Annotated in this window: 19 protein-coding genes and 1 pseudogene; 9 read left to right on the top strand and 11 right to left on the bottom strand. The window is 64.7% G+C overall.

Features of this window, described 5'->3' with window-relative positions:
• Positions 1-22: 22 nt before the first annotated feature.
• Positions 23-697: an anti-sigma factor family protein gene (locus tag ACQCST_RS18610; protein WP_426997223.1), complete on the bottom strand. Its 675-nt coding sequence runs from the start codon at positions 695-697 to the stop codon at positions 23-25.
• Positions 694-1194, bottom strand: a complete 501-nt coding sequence (locus ACQCST_RS18615) for a sigma-70 family RNA polymerase sigma factor (protein ID WP_426997225.1) — start codon at positions 1192-1194, stop codon at positions 694-696. The genes ACQCST_RS18610 and ACQCST_RS18615 overlap by 4 nt, the downstream gene beginning before the upstream one ends.
• Positions 1195-1380: 186 nt before the next feature.
• On the opposite strand from ACQCST_RS18615, the gene ACQCST_RS18620 reads away from it, so the two are divergent.
• A complete protein-coding gene (locus tag ACQCST_RS18620) occupies positions 1381-1926 on the top strand; it encodes a COG4315 family predicted lipoprotein (RefSeq protein ID WP_426997227.1) in 546 nt (181 codons plus the stop codon).
• Between the two features lie 86 nt (positions 1927-2012).
• On the opposite strand, the gene ACQCST_RS18625 is transcribed toward ACQCST_RS18620, so the two are convergent.
• The 6 genes from ACQCST_RS18625 to ACQCST_RS18650 all read right to left on the bottom strand — a co-directional run bounded on the left by ACQCST_RS18625 (position 2013) and on the right by ACQCST_RS18650 (position 6146).
• The gene (locus ACQCST_RS18625; protein ID WP_426997229.1) at positions 2013-2795 is read right to left on the bottom strand and encodes a hypothetical protein; all 783 of its coding nucleotides are present in this window, start codon (positions 2793-2795) and stop codon (positions 2013-2015) included.
• Positions 2788-3372: an RNA polymerase sigma factor gene (locus ACQCST_RS18630; protein ID WP_426999219.1), complete on the bottom strand. Its 585-nt coding sequence runs from the start codon at positions 3370-3372 to the stop codon at positions 2788-2790. Before ACQCST_RS18630 ends, ACQCST_RS18625 begins: the two co-directional genes overlap by 8 nt.
• A 114-nt stretch (positions 3373-3486) precedes the next feature.
• Positions 3487-4128, bottom strand: a complete 642-nt coding sequence (locus ACQCST_RS18635; RefSeq protein WP_426997231.1) for a protein tyrosine phosphatase — start codon at positions 4126-4128, stop codon at positions 3487-3489.
• Between the two features lie 87 nt (positions 4129-4215).
• Positions 4216-4674: a hypothetical protein gene (locus ACQCST_RS18640; protein ID WP_426997233.1), complete on the bottom strand. Its 459-nt coding sequence runs from the start codon at positions 4672-4674 to the stop codon at positions 4216-4218.
• A 129-nt stretch (positions 4675-4803) separates the two neighbouring features.
• Positions 4804-5136, bottom strand: coding sequence for a hypothetical protein (locus ACQCST_RS18645; RefSeq protein WP_426997235.1), 333 nt, complete (start codon positions 5134-5136; stop codon positions 4804-4806).
• Positions 5137-5285: 149 nt separating this feature from the next.
• Positions 5286-6146, bottom strand: coding sequence for a DMP19 family protein (locus ACQCST_RS18650; protein ID WP_426997237.1), 861 nt, complete (start codon positions 6144-6146; stop codon positions 5286-5288).
• A gap of 178 nt (positions 6147-6324) precedes the next feature.
• Here ACQCST_RS18650 and ACQCST_RS18655 point away from each other — a divergent pair, with 178 nt between their 5' ends.
• Positions 6325-9789, top strand: coding sequence for an SNF2-related protein (locus ACQCST_RS18655; RefSeq protein ID WP_426997239.1), 3465 nt, complete (start codon positions 6325-6327; stop codon positions 9787-9789).
• A 23-nt stretch (positions 9790-9812) separates the two neighbouring features.
• Here ACQCST_RS18655 and ACQCST_RS18660 read toward each other — a convergent pair whose 3' ends face one another.
• On the bottom strand, positions 9813-10016 hold the full coding sequence (locus ACQCST_RS18660) for a hypothetical protein (protein WP_426997241.1): 204 nt from the start codon (positions 10014-10016) through the stop codon (positions 9813-9815).
• A gap of 211 nt (positions 10017-10227) precedes the next feature.
• Positions 10228-11751: pseudogene (locus ACQCST_RS18665) on the bottom strand (primary-amine oxidase); the annotation flags it as partial.
• A gap of 418 nt (positions 11752-12169) precedes the next feature.
• Between ACQCST_RS18665 and ACQCST_RS18670 the strand changes: the two are divergent.
• The 3 genes from ACQCST_RS18670 to ACQCST_RS18680 all read left to right on the top strand — a co-directional run bounded on the left by ACQCST_RS18670 (position 12170) and on the right by ACQCST_RS18680 (position 15351).
• On the top strand, positions 12170-12631 hold the full coding sequence (locus tag ACQCST_RS18670) for an acyl-CoA thioesterase (RefSeq protein ID WP_426997243.1): 462 nt from the start codon (positions 12170-12172) through the stop codon (positions 12629-12631).
• Positions 12632-12641: 10 nt separating this feature from the next.
• Positions 12642-14354 (top strand): thiamine pyrophosphate-binding protein, encoded by a 1713-nt coding sequence (locus tag ACQCST_RS18675; RefSeq protein ID WP_426997245.1) that lies wholly within the window; start codon positions 12642-12644, stop codon positions 14352-14354.
• Positions 14355-14478: 124 nt separating this feature from the next.
• Positions 14479-15351 (top strand): PaaX family transcriptional regulator, encoded by an 873-nt coding sequence (locus ACQCST_RS18680; RefSeq protein ID WP_426997247.1) that lies wholly within the window; start codon positions 14479-14481, stop codon positions 15349-15351.
• Here the strand turns inward: ACQCST_RS18680 and ACQCST_RS18685 are convergent.
• Entirely contained in the window at positions 15348-15746 is a 399-nt protein-coding gene (locus tag ACQCST_RS18685; protein WP_111909292.1) for a RidA family protein, read from the bottom strand. The two genes, ACQCST_RS18680 and ACQCST_RS18685, sit on opposite strands and share 4 nt — an antisense overlap.
• A 146-nt stretch (positions 15747-15892) precedes the next feature.
• On the opposite strand from ACQCST_RS18685, the gene ACQCST_RS18690 reads away from it, so the two are divergent.
• Genes ACQCST_RS18690 through ACQCST_RS18705 form a run of 4 tightly spaced genes read left to right on the top strand, consistent with a single transcriptional unit; the run spans position 15893 to position 19895 of the window.
• Entirely contained in the window at positions 15893-16753 is an 861-nt protein-coding gene (locus ACQCST_RS18690; RefSeq protein ID WP_426997249.1) for a fumarylacetoacetate hydrolase family protein, read from the top strand.
• 45 nt (positions 16754-16798) lie between these two features.
• Entirely contained in the window at positions 16799-17281 is a 483-nt protein-coding gene (locus ACQCST_RS18695; RefSeq protein ID WP_426997251.1) for a cupin domain-containing protein, read from the top strand.
• Positions 17282-17286: 5 nt separating this feature from the next.
• Positions 17287-18192 carry an acyl-CoA thioesterase gene (locus ACQCST_RS18700; RefSeq protein ID WP_426997253.1) on the top strand — a complete coding sequence of 302 codons (906 nt, stop codon included), beginning with the start codon at positions 17287-17289 and terminating at the stop codon, positions 18190-18192.
• A gap of 44 nt (positions 18193-18236) precedes the next feature.
• Positions 18237-19895, top strand: a complete 1659-nt coding sequence (locus ACQCST_RS18705) for an AMP-binding protein (RefSeq protein WP_426997254.1) — start codon at positions 18237-18239, stop codon at positions 19893-19895.
• Positions 19896-19900 lie beyond the last annotated feature (5 nt).

Consider the following 19900-nt stretch of genomic DNA (forward strand, 5'->3'; position numbering starts at 1 on the left):
CCAGTAGTCCCGGGCACTGAGCTCAGCCAGCAGGAACGGTGATCACGGCTACCGTTTGTTGGCTCTCGTTGCGCAGCTCAACGCTGGCGATGCTGGCCAGCTGCACCGGGGTTGCCCCGGTGACCTTGACCTTGCCGCTGGGCGTCGCAGTCCAGGCGCATGCCCGGTCCTCGCTGCCATCGCGGTCCCGGATCCACAGCGAGAGCGTTCCGTTCTGCGGCATGCTCCGGCCGTCCACGGCCAGCTCCGTGCCCCAGGTTTTCCGGGCCAGCTCCACACTGAATTGCAGTCCGTTGCCGGCCTGGACCGAGTAGCGCGCGTCCGGCGGTGCCGGCCGGTTCAGCAGCGGTCCGGCGACGAATCCCAGTGCCAGGCAGGCCGCGGCGACCGCCCCCATCAGTGCTGCCCACCGGCGTCGGGACCTCCGACGGCGGGAGGCCAGCTGAACGAGGACAGCAGGGGGCACTGCGACGCCCGGCTCGGCCGGCGAGGCGTCCCGGGGCCGTGCGGCGGTGAGCGCCACGGCGTCGGGCACGGGGAGGGCATCCAGCAGCGCCGGAATGCTTTCCAGCTCTGCCAACTCGTCGCGGCAACTGCCGCAAACCGTCAGATGTGCTTCGAAGCGCGCAGCGTCAGCGGGATCAAGCCCGCCCAGGAGGTAGGCGCCCAATAGCTGGTGCAGCTCGGTATCACTCACCGTTTCACCCCCATTTCGTCGAGAATTGTCCGCAGTGCCCGCACTGCATAGAAAGCCCGCGACTTGACCGTGCCGCTGGGAATGTTGAGTTGGATGGATGCCTCGTTCACGGTGAAGCGGCGGTAGTGCAATGCCACCAGAACGTCCCGGTGTTCAGTGCTGAGCCGGAGCAACGCCTCTTCCATGAGGACCCGGTTCAGCAGGCCATCAACGCGTTCCGCGGCCTCCGCCAGATCGGGTACGTCCCGTTCCATGGCTTCCTGCGGGCGGCGCTGGGCCTTGCGATAGTTGTCGATCATGATATTCCGGGCCGTCCTGAACAAGTAGCTCCGGAGGCTGCCGGTGATATCCGGCGCCTGTTGCCAGACGCGCAGCACCGTTTCCTGCACGACATCGTCCGCCAGCTGGGGATCGCGGGAGGCACTCAGCACAAACCGTCGCAGGGCGCTCCCGTGGTCGCGGTAGATCGCGGCCACCACATCTTCGTCGAGCGGCATGACTGCACCTCCTGTCTCTTCCGGGCTGTCTCTTCCGGATGCATCCTGGCTGTTACGACGTCCACTCGGGCAAAAGAGTTCACTACCGCGCGGCTCACCCGCCTTTGAACCATTCTTTACCTAGAGGCGTCTTAGGGGTTACCGTCGGGTTTGCCGGCGCCCTGCACCAGCCAAGGAGCAACCTGCATGAAAAAGTATCTGGGTATAGGTTTTACCGTTCTGGCTCTCGCAGCCACACTGACGGGTTGTGGCTCAAGCCCCGGGACCCCGTCCTCGTCTGCGCCCGCCGCGTCGAGCCCGGCCGCGTCGGGCCCCGCCGCGTCGAGCCCCGCGCCGTCAGCCGGCCCCTCAACTCCGGCAGCCGCCGTCGAGCTTAAGACAGCGACTTCAAAAGCCGGAAACGTTGTAGTGGATGCAAAGGGCATGAGTATCTACTCCTTCACCAAGGACGTCAAGGATTCCGGCAAGAGTTCCTGTGCCGGCGCGTGTGTGGCCATGTGGCCGGCCGTCACCACAACGTCCGGTTCACCCGCTGTTGAAGGAGTCACTGGCAAGATCGGCACCATCACGACGGCGGACGGCGCAAAGCAGATAACCCTCAATGGCATGCCGCTGTACCACTTCGCCAACGACAAGGCCGCAGGAGACATCCTGGGCCAGGGCGTAGGCGGCTTCTGGTTTCTCGTGAGCCCGGTTGGCGAGATGGTGAAGCAGGCCGCGGGCGGCTACTGACCGGCTACCGATACCACGCACCTCGGTTCCGGAGGACGCCCCGAGAGTCACCACGGAACTGCTGTGCCTTACGGAACTGCTGTGCCTTACGGAACTGCTCGGGGCGACAGGGGCGCGGGTGTTGCTGGTGATGTCGGGACGGGCCAGAGCCGGGCAGGACCGGTGGATGGATCAATCCCCGGCTCAACAGCCGGAACTGAAGGACTGCCCAGGCTGGGCTGTCCGGGGAATGGCGAGCCGAGGAGCGGCGCGCCGGGAAGCTCCGAGCCCGGGAAATGCACCGTGCCGGAGATTGCCGGGACAGGGAGTTTCGACGGCTCGCCCCTGCCTTTGGTGGCTGGCGTAGCAGCATCCGATGCCGGTACCGGAACAGGTGGTGACGGCGCCTGCCCTGCCGAGCCTTGGCTGTCTGCGGTGCGCTGGGGTACCGGATTCTCCGCGGATTTGTCACCGGGGCCTGCGGTGAAGGCCGTCACGAACGAGGTAACTGCGTGGTGCAGCTGGCCGACGGTGTCACGCACACCCTGATCGGAAGCAGCCGCAACTGCGCCTCCGGCGGCCAAGGAAAGTGCCACTGAGAACGTGGTGATCGCCAAGCGGCGCTTCATCCTGCGCCGGGCAGCCAGTTCATCGGCACGCTCGCTGGTTTCGGCGCGAGCATCAGCATCGGCATCGGGAATAACGGTGGCCCCCGGGATCATGAGTGCGGCCACCTGCGCGGATGCCTGCGGCGGCTCGGCCGCCAGCGTCCGCAGCCCCAGCAGTACGTGGCGGAGCCCGAGGTCGCCGTCGTCGCCGTCGTCGAATCCTGTCTCGGCGAGCAGCCGCTCGACGATCTGATCATCCCGGGATGCTGATGTGTTACCCATGATCTGCCTTGTTTCTTCTTAACGTCTGGTCCCTGAGATTGCAGAGCGCCCGGCGCTGCAGCTGCTTGACGGCGCCGGGAGATTTACCCATGATGCCGGCAACCTGTTCGATGGAAAGGTCCGCCACAACCCGCAGGGCCAGGACTTCCCGATGCTCTCCACTCAGTCCCTCCAGCAGGACGGAAGCGCCCCCGATGGCTGCCTGTCCCAGTGCCTGGTCCTCTGCTGAGGCACTGCTGCGCGTATCCGCCGCAGCATCGTAGGGGCTGAAGTCCGGGGCGCGTTCACGGCGGCGGTAATGATCCACCATGCGGGCGTGCGCGATCGAAAACACCAATGACTTGGCTCCCTGGATTCCGCCGCTGAGATCCCCGATTTTCGGAAAGAACGCCAGGAACACGTCCTGTGTAACGGCCTCGGGATCATCCACACCCCGCGCTCGAAGGTAGCCCAGGACGGCGCCGGATAGCCTGCGGTAGACAATACCGAAAAGCACGGCCGGGTCAGCCCCGTCCATGTCTTCGTATGTATCGATGTCTTCATCAGCCAAAGCGTTAGGCACCCGCGGCTCCTCCATCCCGGGCAGCAGAGTCACACATCCCGGTCTCCGGCGCGGCCGTAGCCGTCGCCTATTGGACTGCGGGACTCGTGCCGGTGGGGCAAAGTCCCGCAGTCCACACTAGCTGGTGCGCTACGGACGTCCGGCAACGGACGGAGCGTCCACTGCGTCAGTGGGCACGTGTGACGGCACAGCCGGAACGGCAGGAACGGCAGGAACGGATGCCTGGCCGGGCAGTTCCGGAACAGCCGGAGCCGCGGGTACTGCCGGCACTGCGGCCTTCACGTTTGCCGAACCCGAGCCGGCCACCTCAGCCTTGTGGCTGGCGGACTGGCCCTTGGCGGATACCTCGGCGCAGTAGCCTTCGATGTTCGTTTCGCCGTTTGCGGCAACAGCGAGCGAAGTGAAACCGGTGGAGCCTGCGTTGAGCCCGCCGTTCGCGAATGCGGTGCACAGGCCGAAGGCAGCCGCACCGGCTGCGTCCGCGCCCACGGCAGCTGCCGATGAACCGGAAACCTTGGCGTCAGCCTTGGCACCGGATTCCGTGACGGTCGCATTGCCATCGGCAGCCGCCGCTGCCTTCGCCGTCGCGGTGGTGGAGACTCCGCCTGCATGCGGGGCCGGGGCACCAAGCAATTCGTGGGCACTCTGCTGGACGTCTGCGGGAAGTGCGCCGGCAACAGCGGCGACGCCGGTGCCACCGACCGCCAACGTGCCCGCAGCCAAAACTCCCGCGGCAACCTTACTAGTGGCAAAAACAGTGAACAAGGACATAAAACCCTCCGAAGCTTGGCGAACAAGTGTGCATCAGGCCTAGTGGAACCGGGCCATGAAGCGATGTGAACGTGGTCCACACTCCCTCTACATCGCTGCGCCGAGCTCAAAAGTTACGGTGTGCTGAAAATTCTTCCTGCGGATGCCACGGCATCCCGAGGTGGCCGCGAAGCTACTCAGCGCCCCGAGGTGTAGAGCTGCCGCACCAGGTGTTCGATGTCCGGCTCGTGCAGGGACAGATCCGCCACTTCCGCAGTCGCGGAGATCGCGGCCAGCAGGGCCGCAGCAGACAACAGGCAGAGGCAGCTCACCGGCCGAGCAGACGGGCGTAGCAAGGTCAACCACCATGGTGCGCCCGGCTTCCGCCACCTCAGCGAGACCGGACAGCGGCCCGTCAAAGGCGATGGCGCCGTCGTCGACCACCAGAACGCGCCGGCAGAGGCGCTGCACGTCGCTCATGTCGTGGGAACGGTGTGGCACGGGCAAGTCCAGCAGCCACTGCGGGAACCAGGTGACGGGCACCAGGAAACCTGACAGCAGGTTCATGACCGTTATGTACAGCAGCCAGAAGCCGCGGATTTCCAGGACCCAGAACGCCTGCAGATTGATGATGAAGAAGCCCAGGAAGTTCAGTGTGAGGGCGGCCAGGATGGAAATGACGCCGAGCAGTTACTGTCAGGCCAGGTCCTGCGCCCAGTACGCGCCGGTCAGGTTCACGGAACGGGAAAGGTCGACGGCGATGTCCCCGCTTTTGACCCGGTTGGCCAGTTCGGCACTGCCAAACAGGCCCAGTGGCGCCAGCAGTGCCTGGCCGAGCCAGACATAGGTGGCCCCTTCAACGGCGGTGTAGCCGCCGATGCGGCCGCCCGCCGTCGTGATCGCCGAGAGCAGCAGGGACGCGCGGATCAGGCCGAAGACGGAGTTGGTGAAAGCACCGGAGAGGGCCGCGATACGGTACGTGGAGTGGCGTCGGAACGATGACTTCGCCAGCTCCCAGTACGCATGCACCGCTCGAGTCTAAACACGCACTTCTGACGGACAGGAGCCCGTCGGCGCGCAAGTGTGCAAGCGACAAGGCGGCAATTATCCGGAAGCGTGCGTCCAATCGAGGAACGAGCGAGCACGCGGAGGATGACTGCCGCCTTGCGCAGACCGAACTACGCTTCGACGAGCTCGTCGGCCTCTTCGAACTCCACGGCGGCCACGATTTCCTTGGTCTCCGCGTTGATCATGTACGCCTCTTCATCGTCTTCCACCATGATGAAATCACCGTGATCGGTGGTGAAGTGCCAGGCCAGGATGGTCTCGCCGTTGTGCTCATAGTTGGGATCGCCCATGGTGATCTTCTGCAGCGCGTAGCCAGCAACATCGCACAGTTCGCGGATGATGACCTCGAACTCCGGAGCGTTCTCCCGTTCTTCCGCCTCGGCCTCGGCCTGCCGCTCTTCGAGATCGGGGATCTGCGCCACACGCTGGGCGATGTGCGCGCTCAGCTCTTCCTCGTTCAGCGCCAGCCGGCCTTCCTGGCCGCGGAGCCAGGCGGCGTTGAGCACATTGATGTCCTCGGTTTCGAGCAGTGCCTCGAATTCGCCGTCGAGCTCTTCCATGGCCTGGACGCCAGCGGTGCTTTCCTCTTCGGTGTCCAGATCGCCGTCAAGGTAGGCCTCGGCGTCGTCCTCGGTGAGGGCGTCGAACGTTTCGACGGTGCGGTTGAACAGCTCCAGGTGGGCGGTGGCACCCATGCCTTCAAGGCCTTCGCGGATGTAGGTGTCCAGGTCCTCCCGGTCCGGCGCGGTGAAGACATACTGGGCGAAGCCGCCGCCCAAGGACTGCGTCAGGTAGAAGTCCACGTAGTAGCTGCGCAGGGCGTTCGGCGCGATTTCCTCGGAGTTGAGCAGCTCCTGGTACATGGCATTCACCACGTTCACATTCGCATCAACCACGTCCTCGTCGCCCGCTTCAATGCAATCGGTGGTCAGTACTGTCGGGTACCGAAGGGTGGACTCGCTGGTAGTCATGGGAAATCCTCACTGCTGAAAGCCGGTGGTACTCAGGACACTTTCACGGTACGTCGCAGTGCGCGCCCGGAGGTTGAGGCGGAGGTGAACGTCAGGCGAAGTTTCAGGGGCCATTTCGGCTGGCTAAGATGGATCAGATAACCTGCAGATTTTTGACCTGCTGAAAGTAGCGCGCACCATGCCATCCCATCCGGACGAGAGTGCGGCACTGGCAATACAGACTCCCGCAATCAACGACCGTTCCCTCGCGGCCGGGCTTGCCTATGCCATGGGAAGCCGGGTGTCCGGGATGTCCTTCGACGGCGCCACCGGCCTGATGCTCGGCAAAGTCCGCGGCGGCGCAGACGTACCGTATTCCACCACGGCCAAGCTGGTCCGGAAAGCAGGCGGCTGGAGCTGCACCGTAGGAGTCTGCAGCTGTCCGGTCCGCAAGGACTGCAAGCATGTTGCCGCGCTCCTGTTCGCTGCCGAGGACAACCCGGCCATCCGCGTCCAGCTCCTGACGCCCGCCGAAGTATCGCGGCTGTCACGCCAGAACGCCGGTGTTGAACTGCCGGATTGGGAACAGGCACTGAGCCCGCTGATCTCGCGCCCGGGCATCACCCAGTCCACCAACGGCATCCCGCTGGCGCTCCAGTTTGAGGTGGAAGAGCCCGCCCCGCACTTCTCCTACACAGGCCGCCGGGATCCGCTCCGCAGCGTGCGCCAGCTCAAGGCCCGGCCCGTGATTATGGGCACCAAGGGCAAATGGATCCGCGGCGACGTCTCCTGGAACACCCTGAGTTACCTGAATTTCCGGCGTGAGTGCAACGAGGCCCACGTGGAGTGGATGCAGTCGTTCCTCGCCGCCCACACCGTCGCCACCAACAGGCTGCACAGCTCGTCCGCACTCTGGCTGAGCCTGAACACCTTCGCCGGCAAGAACATGTGGAGCCTGCTGGTCGAGGCACAGAAGATCGGCGTCGCCCTTGTCCACAGCCGCGGGCAGGAGCCCGTCCGGCTCGCGGAGTCTCCCGCCTCCGTCGGGCTCAATCTGAGCCGTTTCGGCTCTGCTGTTAACGGTGCTGTCACCGCACATCAAACGTCCGACGGCGGCGGGCTGGAGCTTGCGCCCACCATCACCGTTGAGGGCGTGGTGGTTGACCCGGCATCCGTAGGGACGATCGGACGACCGGCGCACGGGATTTTCCTGACATCGGGCGGCGACGCACTGCCGGGTCTTGCTGCAGGTGTTGCCGCAGGTAGCGCTTCAGGTATTGCCGCTGGTGTTGCCGGGGACAAGGTGATCACGCTGGCTCCCCTCGAAAGCGGGCTCAGCGAGGAACTGCTGACCTTTGTCACGGCGGGCAGCACCCTGCACATCCCGGCGCGCGACGAAAGCCGCTTCCTTACCGGCTTCTATCCCAAACTCAAGCAGGCCGCCCGGGTCACGGCGTCCGATGAATCCGTGGAGCTGCCCACACTGGCCGTGCCAACGCTGTCGCTCCTGGCCAACTACGGTGCCGATCACCGGGTCCGGCTGCACTGGGAGTGGCACTACAAATCCGGGAACCTGGTCACGGCGCAGCCGCTTTGGCGCCATCCCGGCGATCACGGTTACCGCGATGATCCTGCCGAGGCCCGCATCCTCGAGGGCCTGGGCTATCCCTGGGAGGTGGTGGCCGCGCTGGGCGAATCCACCACCAGCGGCTGGGGTACTCCGAGGCTCGCCGCGTCCGCCGAATTGAGCGGCCTGGACACGCTGGCTTTTACCGAGGAGGTCCTTCCGCAGCTCCGGGACACGCCCGACGTTGTGGTGGACACCTCCGGCGACATTGCCGATTACCGGGAGGCCTCGGAAGCGCCGGTGGTGGCCATCTCCACCAAAGCCACGGACAGCCGCGACTGGTTCGACCTGGGCATTGTGATTACGCTGGAGGGCCAGCCCGTCTCCTTCGCCGCGCTGTTTTCCGCACTCGCGGCGGGCCAGACCCGCATGCTGCTGCCCAGCGGCGCCTACTTCTCGCTGGACCTGCCCGAGCTCCACCAGCTCCGCGCGCTGATCGACGAAGCCCGCTCACTCCAGGACAACAAGGACGCTCCCCTGCAGATCAGCCGCTTCCAGGCCGGGCTCTGGGACGAACTGGCCCAGCTGGGGATCGTTGATGAGCAGGCTGCTGCGTGGCGTGAAGCAGTGGGCGGGCTGCTCGAAGGCGGCGTCAAAGGGCTTCCGCTTCCTGCATCGCTGAACGCGGAGCTTCGCCCGTACCAGCTGGAAGGCTACAACTGGCTGAGCTTCCTGTATCGGCACGGCCTGGGCGGAGTCCTCGCGGACGACATGGGCCTGGGCAAGACCGTGCAGGCACTCGCGCTGATGTGCGCGGCGAAGGACCATGCCACTGACCGTGGAACGTCCGACGGCGATGCCCCCTTTTTGGTGGTGGCCCCCACCAGTGTGGTGGGTAACTGGCAGGCCGAGGCTGCCCGATTCGCTCCGGGCCTGACGGTGCGGACCGTGGGCGAGACATTCGCCAAGAACGGCCTGGATCCGGCCGAAGCCATGGCCGGTGCGGACATCATCATCACCTCATACGCACTGTTCAGGATCGACTACGACGCCTACGCCTCCAAGAAATGGGCCGGCCTGGTGCTGGATGAAGCCCAATTCGTGAAGAACCACCAGTCCAAGGCGTACCAGTGTGCCCGCAAGCTGCCGGCCGGCTTCAAACTGGCTATCACCGGCACACCGCTGGAGAACAACCTGATGGAATTCTGGGCGCTCACGTCCATTGTGGCGCCGGGGCTCTTTGCCAGCCCCAAACGGTTCGCCGAGTATTACCAAAAGCCGGTGGAGAAGAACGGTGACAAGGGGCAGTTGGCCAAGCTTCGCCGTCGGGTCCGTCCCCTGATGATGCGCCGCACCAAGGACCAGGTCATGGACGATCTGCCGCCCAAGCAGGAACAGATCCTGGAGGTGGTGCTCAATCCCCGGCACCAGAAGGTCTACCAGACTCATCTGCAGCGCGAACGCCAGAAGATCCTGGGCCTGATCGACGACGTCAACAAGAACCGCTTCACCATTTTCCAGTCGCTGACCCTGCTCCGGCAGCTGAGCCTGGATGCCTCCCTGGTGGATCCCTCGCTGTCCGGCGTGCGCTCCAGCAAGCTCGATGTACTGTTCGAGCAGCTGGAGGATCTGGTGGCGGAGGGCCACCGTGCGCTGATTTTCAGCCAGTTCACCGGCTTCCTGGGGAAGGTACGTGAGCGGCTCGTCGACGAGAAGATCGAGTTCTGTTACCTCGACGGAAGCACCCGGAACCGCACCGATGTGGTGAACGAGTTCAAGAACGGCACGGCGCCGGTGTTCCTGATCAGCCTCAAGGCCGGCGGTTTTGGCCTGAACCTGACGGAGGCGGACTACGTCTTCCTGCTGGATCCTTGGTGGAACCCCGCGTCTGAAGCGCAGGCCGTGGACCGGACGCACAGGATCGGCCAGGCCAGGAACGTGATGGTCTACCGGCTGGTGGCCAAGGACACCATCGAGGAAAAAGTCATGGCGCTGAAGGCCAGGAAGTCGCAGCTTTTTGCGGACGTGATGGAAGGCGATGCGCTGTCCGGCGGCTCCATCACGGCGGAAGACCTGGCCGGGCTCTTCAACGACTGACGGGCCGGGAAGTGAATTCGGTTTCATTGTGTGGGCGTTGCGACCCGAAGCCGCAGCCGGGCAACCAGCGTGCCGGCGACCAGCGCCGTCGTAATTTCCACAGCGATTATTGCCAGCGAGGCCGTGGCAGCGGACGTTGCCGTTCCGGCCACGGCCCCGGCGGACGTTGCGTGGCTGTGATCCGGCGGCCCCGCTGCGAGCAGCAGAAATGTGTGAAGGACGGTCATCGCCAATGCGGAGGCCATGACCTTGTGAAGCGCGCTGACTCGGCCGTGTCGCCATATGTGCAGGGAACAAGGAAGACACACGGCAGCCATGGCGAGCATCAAAACATTCAGCCAAAGCGCATGGTGATTCCCCAAGGCTAACCACAGGTACACAAGACAAGACGCGGCCGTCACGGCGGCGACCATCCGGGAGTGGAGCATGGGGCCGGTTACCCGGCCCCATGCCTGCGGAAGCAGGAACATCCAGCACGGGGCTGCGGTCAAAGAACCCCTCAGGACGCAGCTTGAACCCCACAGTGTCGACAGGCATGATGGGCCAGTCCTCAATCCGGGGGAAGTGGGTCAGCCCGAAGGTGTGCCAGACGACGATGTCCTGGCCGTCAATCTCGCGGTCCTGGGCGATGTGGGCCGGCAGGCCGGCTCCCCCGGAGTGCTGGTTTACGAAATCCCCCGTGGGGTACCGTTCCTCCTCAGCGAATCGTGTGACCCACAAATCTTTGGTGGCAAAGGCTGCGCGCCGTGCGATGGACGAGCCCGGGTCCGCGAGCAGCGTCGGCTGGCCCTGGGCGTGGAGCTTATAGCCCACGGGCTCGCCGAGGCGGTTCTTTGACTCGGGGTTGGAGATGACCCACGTCCGCCCGACACGTGCGTCAGCTTCGCGGGCACCCTCGGACTCGCGGGCCAGCACAGTGCTTTTCCGGGAAAACGCGTTGCCCCGCTCGTTGCCTTCGCCCATTGCCTGCCGGACAATGTCCTCTTCTTCAACGCGGTTGGCAAAGCCGTCGATCGCCATGTCCAGGCGCGCGCTGAACAGGTGCTGATGGAACGGCGCGCCCAAACCGGGTGCCAGCTGCGAGATATTCGCGGATCCCCCATCCGGGTACCTACTGGTGAAGACGACGCCCGTGGCCTTCGCCTCGAATTCGATGGTGCCGTCCAGGTAGAGGTACCAGTAGAAGCCGTAGTCGTAGTTGCCGACGGTGGTGAAGCAGGAAATCACTATACGGCGGTTCCGGCGGGTGTAGTTGATGCCCGACCAGAGATCGCTGTGCTTGGTCAGGATGCCCCAGTCTTCCTCGTGCATGCAGATGCCATTGCGGATTTCGCGGGGATTCCCCAAGGCATCGCTGATGACCGGGCTCAGGTATGTGATCTCGCCCAAGCAGTCGCATCCGAGTTCCAAGGAGTTGGCGTACTGACCCACCAGGTACTCGCCGGTGTCGAAGTAGTTCTGCCAGGAACGAATAGGCGACGGGTCTCCGTAGGGAACCACCATCTCCGCGATGGACGCCCTGTTGATGGTGGGCCGTTTCCGGCCACTGTCCCGGAACGCTATGTTGTTTAGGACCACCCCTTCGCGGACGTCGAAGCCGATGTCCAGGCTCCATTTTTCCCATTCGACGTGGTTGCCGCCGGTGACGGTGAAGCTCGGTCCTTCCGGCTGGGTGATGTTGATGGGCTTCTGCGTGGTGCGCAGCGGTCCCGTCAGCTCGGGGTCTGTGTAGTTGCCGTGTTCTTCCGGAACCGGGACGGCGCCTGTGTCCAGGACCTGGGTCACCGTTTTGCTGACGACGTCGACATAGGCAACGAGGCCGTCGACGGGGTGGGCCCACGCGCTGTCCTCGGGAAACTCCTGGACAAAGGCCAGGCCCCGGAGGATGCGCCGGCCATTTTCTTCCGGGTATTCGAACACGCCTGCTGACAGCGGAGCCACGCGGACTTTGCTGACGTCGAGCAGCGTCCAACGCACTGCATAGCTGTAGAGGCTTGCACCCGAGCGCTTCTACTTCGAGCAGGTTGGTCAGATCCGGATACGCGAGTGGCGGCGGAGCAGGATGGTTCCACTCGGCGATGCCGCCGCGGCTGTCTCGCTTCAAGCAGGCCAAGGCGCATCCTTGACGATCGCCGGGGCCTACCTGTCGGCCCATGAAAGGGACCGACAGCCAGACGATGCGGCCGCACTGAGGGCCTCGAATCTAGGTGGCCCGGTCCTCTAAATCGTGTGGGCGGGGCCGCCACCCTGACTTGGTCCAACGCGGCTGCGGCCGCCAAAGATTTTCCGGCAAGCTATGGCAACTTGTAGACGATCGTCATTTTTTCGATATATCCTTCAATGGTGGAGTGAATCCATTTCACTCACCGAAAGGGTCGCCATGAATGACGTCCAAGTACCGTCAAGGCCGCACGCAAGCATCGAACGCACTGTCGAATGGGTGGACACTGACGCTTCCGGCCACCAGCACAACTCTGCGATCATGCGCTGGGTGGAGTCCGCCGAGGCAGAACTATTTATTGGCCTGGACCTTCCGGACTATTTTCCGAGCGCGCCCCGGGTTCAGCAGGTGGTCAACTTCAAGGCCAAACTGTGGTTCGGCCAGCGGGTGACCGCAACCGTGGAGGTGCAGAATCTGGGCCGCACCTCCATGACCTTCGCTTTCGAGGTCCACGGCCAAGCCCACGCCAAATCCATGGGAGGGCTCGCCGCATACGGAACGTGGACCACTGTGCATGTCCCGGCCGGTGCCGCTGCCGCCCAACCTTGGCCGGCGCATATCCGCGAAGCCCTCAGTCCCGCCCCGCTGACACCTACTAATCACCTCGTCCGACTCGCCTAAGGAGACCTCCATGTCCGCCACCTCCGAAGAGTCCGCCACGGAAACAACGGAAGACCACCATGAGGCCCGGACGCCGGTCACGGTTGCTGAACTTGTCGGGCAGACGCTTGCCCAGCTCGGCGTCGGCCACGTTTTTGGAGTGGTGGGCAGCGGCAACTTCGTGGTCACCAACGCGCTCCGCCGGCACGGCGTCCCGTTCACCGCCGCCCGCCACGAAGGCGGAGCTGCCACGATGGCGGACGCCTACGGCCGAATGTCCGGAAAAGTTGGCATCGTCTCCACCCACCAGGGCTGCGGCCTGAGCAATGCCGTTACCGGCATCGGCGAAGCCGCAAAGAGCCGCACTCCCATGATCGTGCTCACCGCTGACACCGCGGCCTCGGCCATCCGCTCCAACTTCAACATCGACCAGGATGCGCTGGCCCGCAGCGTCGGCGCGGTCGCCGAACGCATCCACACCGCCGAGAGCGCCATGGCGGACACCATGCGCGCGTTCCGCACGGCCGTCAACGAACGCCGCACGGTGGTTCTCTCCTTGCCAACCGACATCCAGGCCGCTGCGGCATCCCTCAGCCGCGGCAGCGCCGTAGCTGTACCCACGCCCCGGCCGGTGAAACCGAACGACGAAGCCGTCCGCGCCCTGGCCGCCCTCATCCGCTCTGCCGAACGCCCCGTGTTCATCGCCGGTCGCGGAGGCCGCGCAGCCGGCCCCGAAATCGCTGCCCTCGCGGAGGCGAGCGGCGCACTCGTGGCAACCTCCGCCGTCGCGCACGGACTCTTCATGGGCAATCCGTACAACCTTGGCATTTCCGGCGGCTTCTCCTCCCCGTTCACGGCGTCCACGATTGCCGACGCCGATCTGATCGTCGGCTTCGGATGCGCCCTGAATATGTGGACAATGCGCCATGGATCGCTGATCGGAACCTCCGCGCGGGTGGCCCAAGTTGACATCGAGGACTCGGGACTGGGCGCCAACCGGCCCATTGATCTCGGCGTGCTCGGAGACTCGGCGCAGACGGCCGCCGCAGTGCTAGAGGCCCTACGCTCCTCCGGCCACCGCGCCACGGGACTTCGCACTCCGGAGATGGAGATGGCCATCTCCGAAAACGCGCGCTGGAATTCCGTCGATACGGGCGACATCTCAACGCCGGAAGGCATCGACCCCCGCGTGCTCAGCCGCGAGCTCGACAAACTCCTTCCCGCCGAGCGGATCGTCTCGATCGACTCCGGAAACTTCATGGGCTATCCCAGTACCTATCTGTCCGTCCCGGACGAGTTCGGTTTCTGCTTTACCCAGGCCTTCCAGTCCATCGGCATGGGCCTCTACTCGGCCATTGGTGCAGCCATCGCCCGTCCCGACCGGCTCCCCGTGCTCGGCGCGGGAGACGGCGGATTCCTGATGTCCATCGCCGAACTGGAGACGGTTGTCCGCGAGCGCATCCCGCTGGTGGCGATCGTCTACAACGATTCTGCCTATGGTGCCGAGGTGCACCATTTCACCGCCGATGAGGCCGATCTGGACGTGGTTACGTTCCCGCAGGTGGACATCGCCTCGATCGCCCGTGGCTATGGGGCAACCGGCCTCCTGGTCCGGTCCATCGCCGATCTGGAAGGCGTGACCGCGTGGGTGGATGGGCCGAGGGACACCCCCCTGGTCATTGATGCCCGCATCGCATCCGACGGCGGCGCCTGGTGGCTCGCTGAGGCGTTCAAGGGACACTGACGGCGGCGTCTTCGATCCAGCGAACGAAAGCCTTCGTTGCCTATGATGGAATCCGTCAGACCACCGCACTTCGGGGTGAAGGGCAACACTGGCTAGGCGACAGCAGAATCGAGACCTCCGAACCATGATGGCGATCCCCGCTCCACCGGTACGTCACCAGCAACTCATCGTCACGATTTACGGCCTATACAGCCGCAACGCGGGCGACGCACTGCCGGTTTCCGTGCTGATAGAGATGCTGGGAGACCTTGGCTACGATGCGCCGGGCGTGCGGTCTTCCGTCTCACGGCTGAAGGCGAAGGGAGTCCTCCAGAGCGTCCGCGCCAACAAGGTCGCCAAATATGAACTCTCCGAAAAGGTCATGGATGTCTTCCACGAAGGCGACCAGAGAATCTTCGCCCCGGAAGGATCCAGCCCGGAGGACGGGTGGGCACTGGCAATCTTTTCTGTTCCGGAATCCTTGCGGAACCGCCGGCACCAGCTGCGCACTGAGCTTTCCGGACTCGGGTTCGGATCCGTGGCATCGGGCGTGTGGATCGCGCCGGCCCCTGTTCTGGACCAGGCAAAGAATCGGCTTGAAGCGAAGGGACTCAGCCAGTTCGTCGACTTCTTCCGGGGCGACTACCTGATCGACGGCCCCATGCGGCCCAAGGTTGCCCAGTGGTGGGATCTCGCCGCCTTGGACGAGCAGTTCGGCGAATTCCTAGCCCTCTATGGTGACGCCGCTTGGCAGTGGACCGCGCTGCTGGGGGAGAATCCGGAAGATGCCCTCGCGGCATCCACCCCTGAGCTGCGGCGGGAAGCCTTCAGGTACTACATTCCCATGCTGACCTTGTGGCGCCGCTTCCCGTACCGCGACCCGAGCCTGCCGCTGGAATACCTGCCGGATGACTGGAAGGGGCCAGCCGCGCGGAGGACGTTTCTGTCCACGCACCGGCTCATCGCCCCGCTCGCCGCGGCCCACGCGCACGGTCTGATCCACGGTCCGGACGCTTAGCGGCCCTGGATCACCGCGACGCCCTGGATCTCGATCAGGGCCTCTTTCTGCCACAGCCGGGTGACGCCGATTCCTGCCATGGCCGGGTACTCCGACCCCGCCATTTCGCGCCAGAGCTTCCCGATCTCGCGTCCGTTTGCCATGTAGTCATCCACGTCCGTGAGATAGATGGTCACGCTGACGAGATCCTCGGGCTGCCCCCCGGCCTCCTTCAGCGTTGTCAGGACATTGGAAAATGCCTGCTTGAACTGTTCAACGATGCCGCCCGGCACGATCTTCATTTCCTTGTCCAGCGCCGTCTGCCCGCCCAGATACACGGTATTCCCGGCAAGCATGCCGTGTGCATAGCCGGACGGCTTGGGCAGCGACTCGGGATTGATGGTCTTGTTGCTCATGCTGTTCCTCCTCGTAAATGGCGACTTCAAAAACTTCGGAAAAAGACCTGTGCAGATCCCTTCCACCGTGCTACCTTGAGCATATGTGACGATCGTAAAAAAGTCGACATATAAAGTCGACATCAGAATCGAAGGGAATGAAGCGGATGAAACTGGCCACTTTGCGGACCGGCGGAAACAGTACGACGGCGGCCCTCGCCATGGGTGCCGGCACCTACCTTCCGCTGCCGGCCACCGACGTCGGTGCTCTGCTGTCTGACCCGGAATGGCGGAATGCTGTGGAAGCAATTGCTGCCGCGGCGTCGGACGCCGATATGGTCCATGCCTCAGCCGCCGAGTTGGCGCCCTTGCTGCCTCAGGCCGGGAAGGTCATCTGCTGTGGCCTGAACTACAGCGATCACATCCGGGAGATGGGCCGGGAGCTGCCCGAGTTCCCCACGCTCTTCGCGAAGTATGCGGATACCCTGACCGGTGCAGCCGACACGATCGAAGTACACGGCAGCTCGAAGGTTGATTGGGAGGCCGAGCTGGCCGTCGTCGTGGGCGCGACGCTGTTCCGAGCCGACGAGGATCAGGCACGGCACGCCATTGCCGGCTACACCGTCGCCAACGACGTCTCCATGCGCGACTGGCAGAACCGCACCCTGCAGTGGTTCCAGGGCAAAGCCTTTGATTCCACCACCCCGGTGGGACCCGTTATGGTAACCGCCGACGACGTCGACGGCGATTTCGACATCCGTGGTTACGTCAACGACGAGCTGGTGCAGTCGGGGAACACCAGCACTCTGGTGTTCAGCCCCGTGCGACTCCTTTCATATATCTCCCAGTTCACCGCGCTGCGCCCCGGGGACCTGGTCCTCACCGGCACTCCTGGCGGAGTGGGCATGGGGATGAAGCCGCCGCGCTTCCTTAACGACGGCGATGTCCTCACCACCGAGATCGACGGCATCGGACGACTGGAGAACAGCGTCCGGATCCACCATGCAGCCGAGTCCGCAGCGGCATAAGCCATCAGCGCAGCCACCCAAACCCACCTCTGAGGAGTGAGCATCATGACCGAAACCGTCACCGAGTACCGCACCGAGGGCGACAACTCCATCTACGCCGGAGCCGACGGCAAGGTTGTCCCCGTCGTGACCCGAGCTGGCGAGGAGGACACCAACACGGCACAGTCAGGCGACGCCATCCGTGTTTCCGGCGTCTCCATCCAGCACACCCCGGCCACCAAGATCTGGTTCGGCCAGGTCTCCAACGTCCCCGGCTACCGCTCCCTGCCGCACCACCACGGCGAGGCAGAAACCGGAGGATATGTGTTGCGCGGCCACGGCCGCATCTACTACGGCGAGAATTACTCCGAGTTCCAGGACATGAAGACCGGCGACTGGGTGTTCGTCCCGCCGTTCATGCCGCACGTCGAGGCCAATATGTCCGTCACCCAGGAGCTCGTCTGGCTGACCGCCCGCACCCCCGAGAACCTGGTGGTCAACCTCGAGGACGTTGCCGACGACACCCTCGCCGAGTTCCGCAGGGCCTAGCCGCGATGAATACGACAACACCGGCCACCGGAACGCTCACGTCGGAAACGTTCCTCAAGGCCATCGAGCTCACCCGCGTTCCGGCGCAGGTTAACGACGAGGCCTACGAAGCCACCACCCAGTACGTTCCGTGGCCCAAGTCCTACGGCGGCGACATGGTGGCCCAGGCCGCGGCCGCCATGATGCGCTCCGTCGACGCTGACCGGACCCTGCATTCCATGCACAGCTACTTCATGCGGCCCGTTGATATCGGCGCGACCGTGCGCTACGAGGTGGAACGTCTGCGGGACGGACGCGGTTACTCCACGCGCAGCGTCCGCGGCCACCAGAACGGCAAGACCGTCTACGCGGCGATAGCATCATTCCATGTGCCCGAGGACGGGCCGGACTTCCAGCCGAACGCGCCCGCCGCCGTCGAGCCGGAATCCCTGAGCAGTGCCGCCGAGGTGCTGGAAGGCGTCGAGGGCCCGGCCGCCGAATACTGGGCTACCGGGCGCAGCTTCGACATGCGCCACGTTCCCGGACCGGTGTACGTCGAGGTAGAGGGCGAGGCTTTGCCGCAGCAGGCCGTCTGGGTCAAGGCATTCGACCGGTTGCCCGACGCCGCCGACGAACGTGCCACCGCCGATCTGCACCGCGCCGCCCTGGCCTACGTCTGCGACTACACCATCCTTGAGTCGCTGCTGCGGGTCAACGGGCTGCACTGGTCCGCACCAGGACTCACGACAGCCAGCTTGGACCACTCGATGTGGTTCCACCGGGACGGCCGCGCCGATGAGTGGGTGCTCTACGCCCAGGAGGCGGTGTCCGGGCAGAGCAATCGGGGACTGGCCATGGGCCGGTTCTTCGACCGGCAAGGACGCCTCCTGGCCACTGTCGCTCAAGAGGGCATGATCCGCAGCGGCGCCTGAGCCGCACCAGCACCCACCCACCCGCACCACTGAAAGGAGTGGCCATGACATTGACGACATCGGCCCATGTGGACACGTTTACCCGCGACCATCTGCCGCCGGCCTCAACCTGGCCGACGCTCGAGTTCACCCTCCCGGAGCTGCAGTACCCCGAGCAGCTCAACGCGGCGGCCGTCCTCATCGACGCCGCCGTCGCAACACACGGCGCCGGGCGCCCCGCGCTGCACACGCCTGACGGCACCACGTGGACCTACGGGGAGCTGCTGCTCCGGTCCAATCAGGTGGCCCAGGTGCTCACCGAGGACTACGGTGTGGTCCCCGGCAACCGCGTGATGCTGCGCGGGCCCAACAACCCGTGGATCGTCGCAGCCTGGCTCGGCGTGCTCAAGGCCGGCGCCGTCGTAGTCACGACGATGCCGATGCTGCGCTCCAGCGAAGTCGCCATGCTGATCGGGCGCACCCGGCCGACGGTGGCGATCTCCGACCATCGTTTTTTGGATGAGCTGAACGCAGCAGCCGGCGACGACGTCGCGGTCCTCTCCTACGGCTCTGACGACCTCGCCGACCTCATCGCCCGCTGTGCCGCCAAGAGCGGCGAGTTCGCCACCGTGCAGACCGCCGCGGACGACGTCGCTCTTCTTGGGCCGACGTCGGGCACCACCGGTGTGCCTAAGGTGACCATGCATTTCCACCGGGACATCCTGGCCAACGCCGACACCTTCGCCCGCTACATCCTCCAACCCACGGCGGATGATGTCTTCGCGGGTTCCCCGCCGCTGGCGTTCACGTTCGGCCTCGGCGGACTGGTGGTCTTCCCGCTGCGCTTCGGTGCGTCATCGCTGCTGACCGAGCGGGCCGCGCCCGTGGAACTGGCCGAGAATGCGGCTGCCGCCGGGGCAACCATCCTCTTAACCGCGCCGACCGCCTACCGTGCCATCCTCAAGGAAGGCCGCGGCGATCTGCTCCGCAAGCTGCGCATTGCCGTTTCGGCCGGGGAACACCTGCCCAAGGAGACCTGGGAAGCAGTCCACGCAGCCACGGGTCTCCGCCTTGTCAACGGCATCGGCGCCACGGAGCTGCTGCACGTGTTCATATCCGCTGCGGGCGACGACATCCGGCCCGGAACCACGGGCCTCGCCGTGCCAGGGTACCGGGCCGCCATTCTCGACCATGATGGTGAGGAGCTCGGGCCCAACCAGATCGGCCGGCTGGCCGTGATCGGCCCCACCGGGTGCCGTTACCTCGACGATGAGCGGCAGGCGAACTACGTCTGCAACGGCTGGAACGTCACCGGGGATACGTTCACGAAGGATGAGGACGGGTACTTCACTTACGAGGCCCGCTCGGACAACATGATCGTGTCCTCCGGCTACAACATCGGCGCCCCCGAGGTGGAAGCGGCCATCGACCAGCACCCGGACGTAGTGGAAAACGCCGTCATCGGCCGCCAGGACGAAGAACGCGGCAGCGTCGTCTGCGCGTTCATCGTCCTGCGCGACGGCGTCGAAGGCGACGCCGCCAAGCGCAAGGACATCCAGGACTTCGTCAAACAGACGATCGCCCCCTACAAGTATCCGCGGGACATCCGGTTCGTCCACGAACTGCCCCGCAACCCCAGCGGCAAGCTGCAGCATTTCAAGCTGCGTGACCGTCTCGACAACGAACCAGACCAGCTTGCGACCGCAGGCCTGTGCCAGGCCTGAGAAGG

It is taken from the genome of Pseudarthrobacter sp. N5 (assembly GCF_050157035.1).
Taxonomy (GTDB): Bacteria; Actinomycetota; Actinomycetes; order Actinomycetales; family Micrococcaceae; genus Arthrobacter.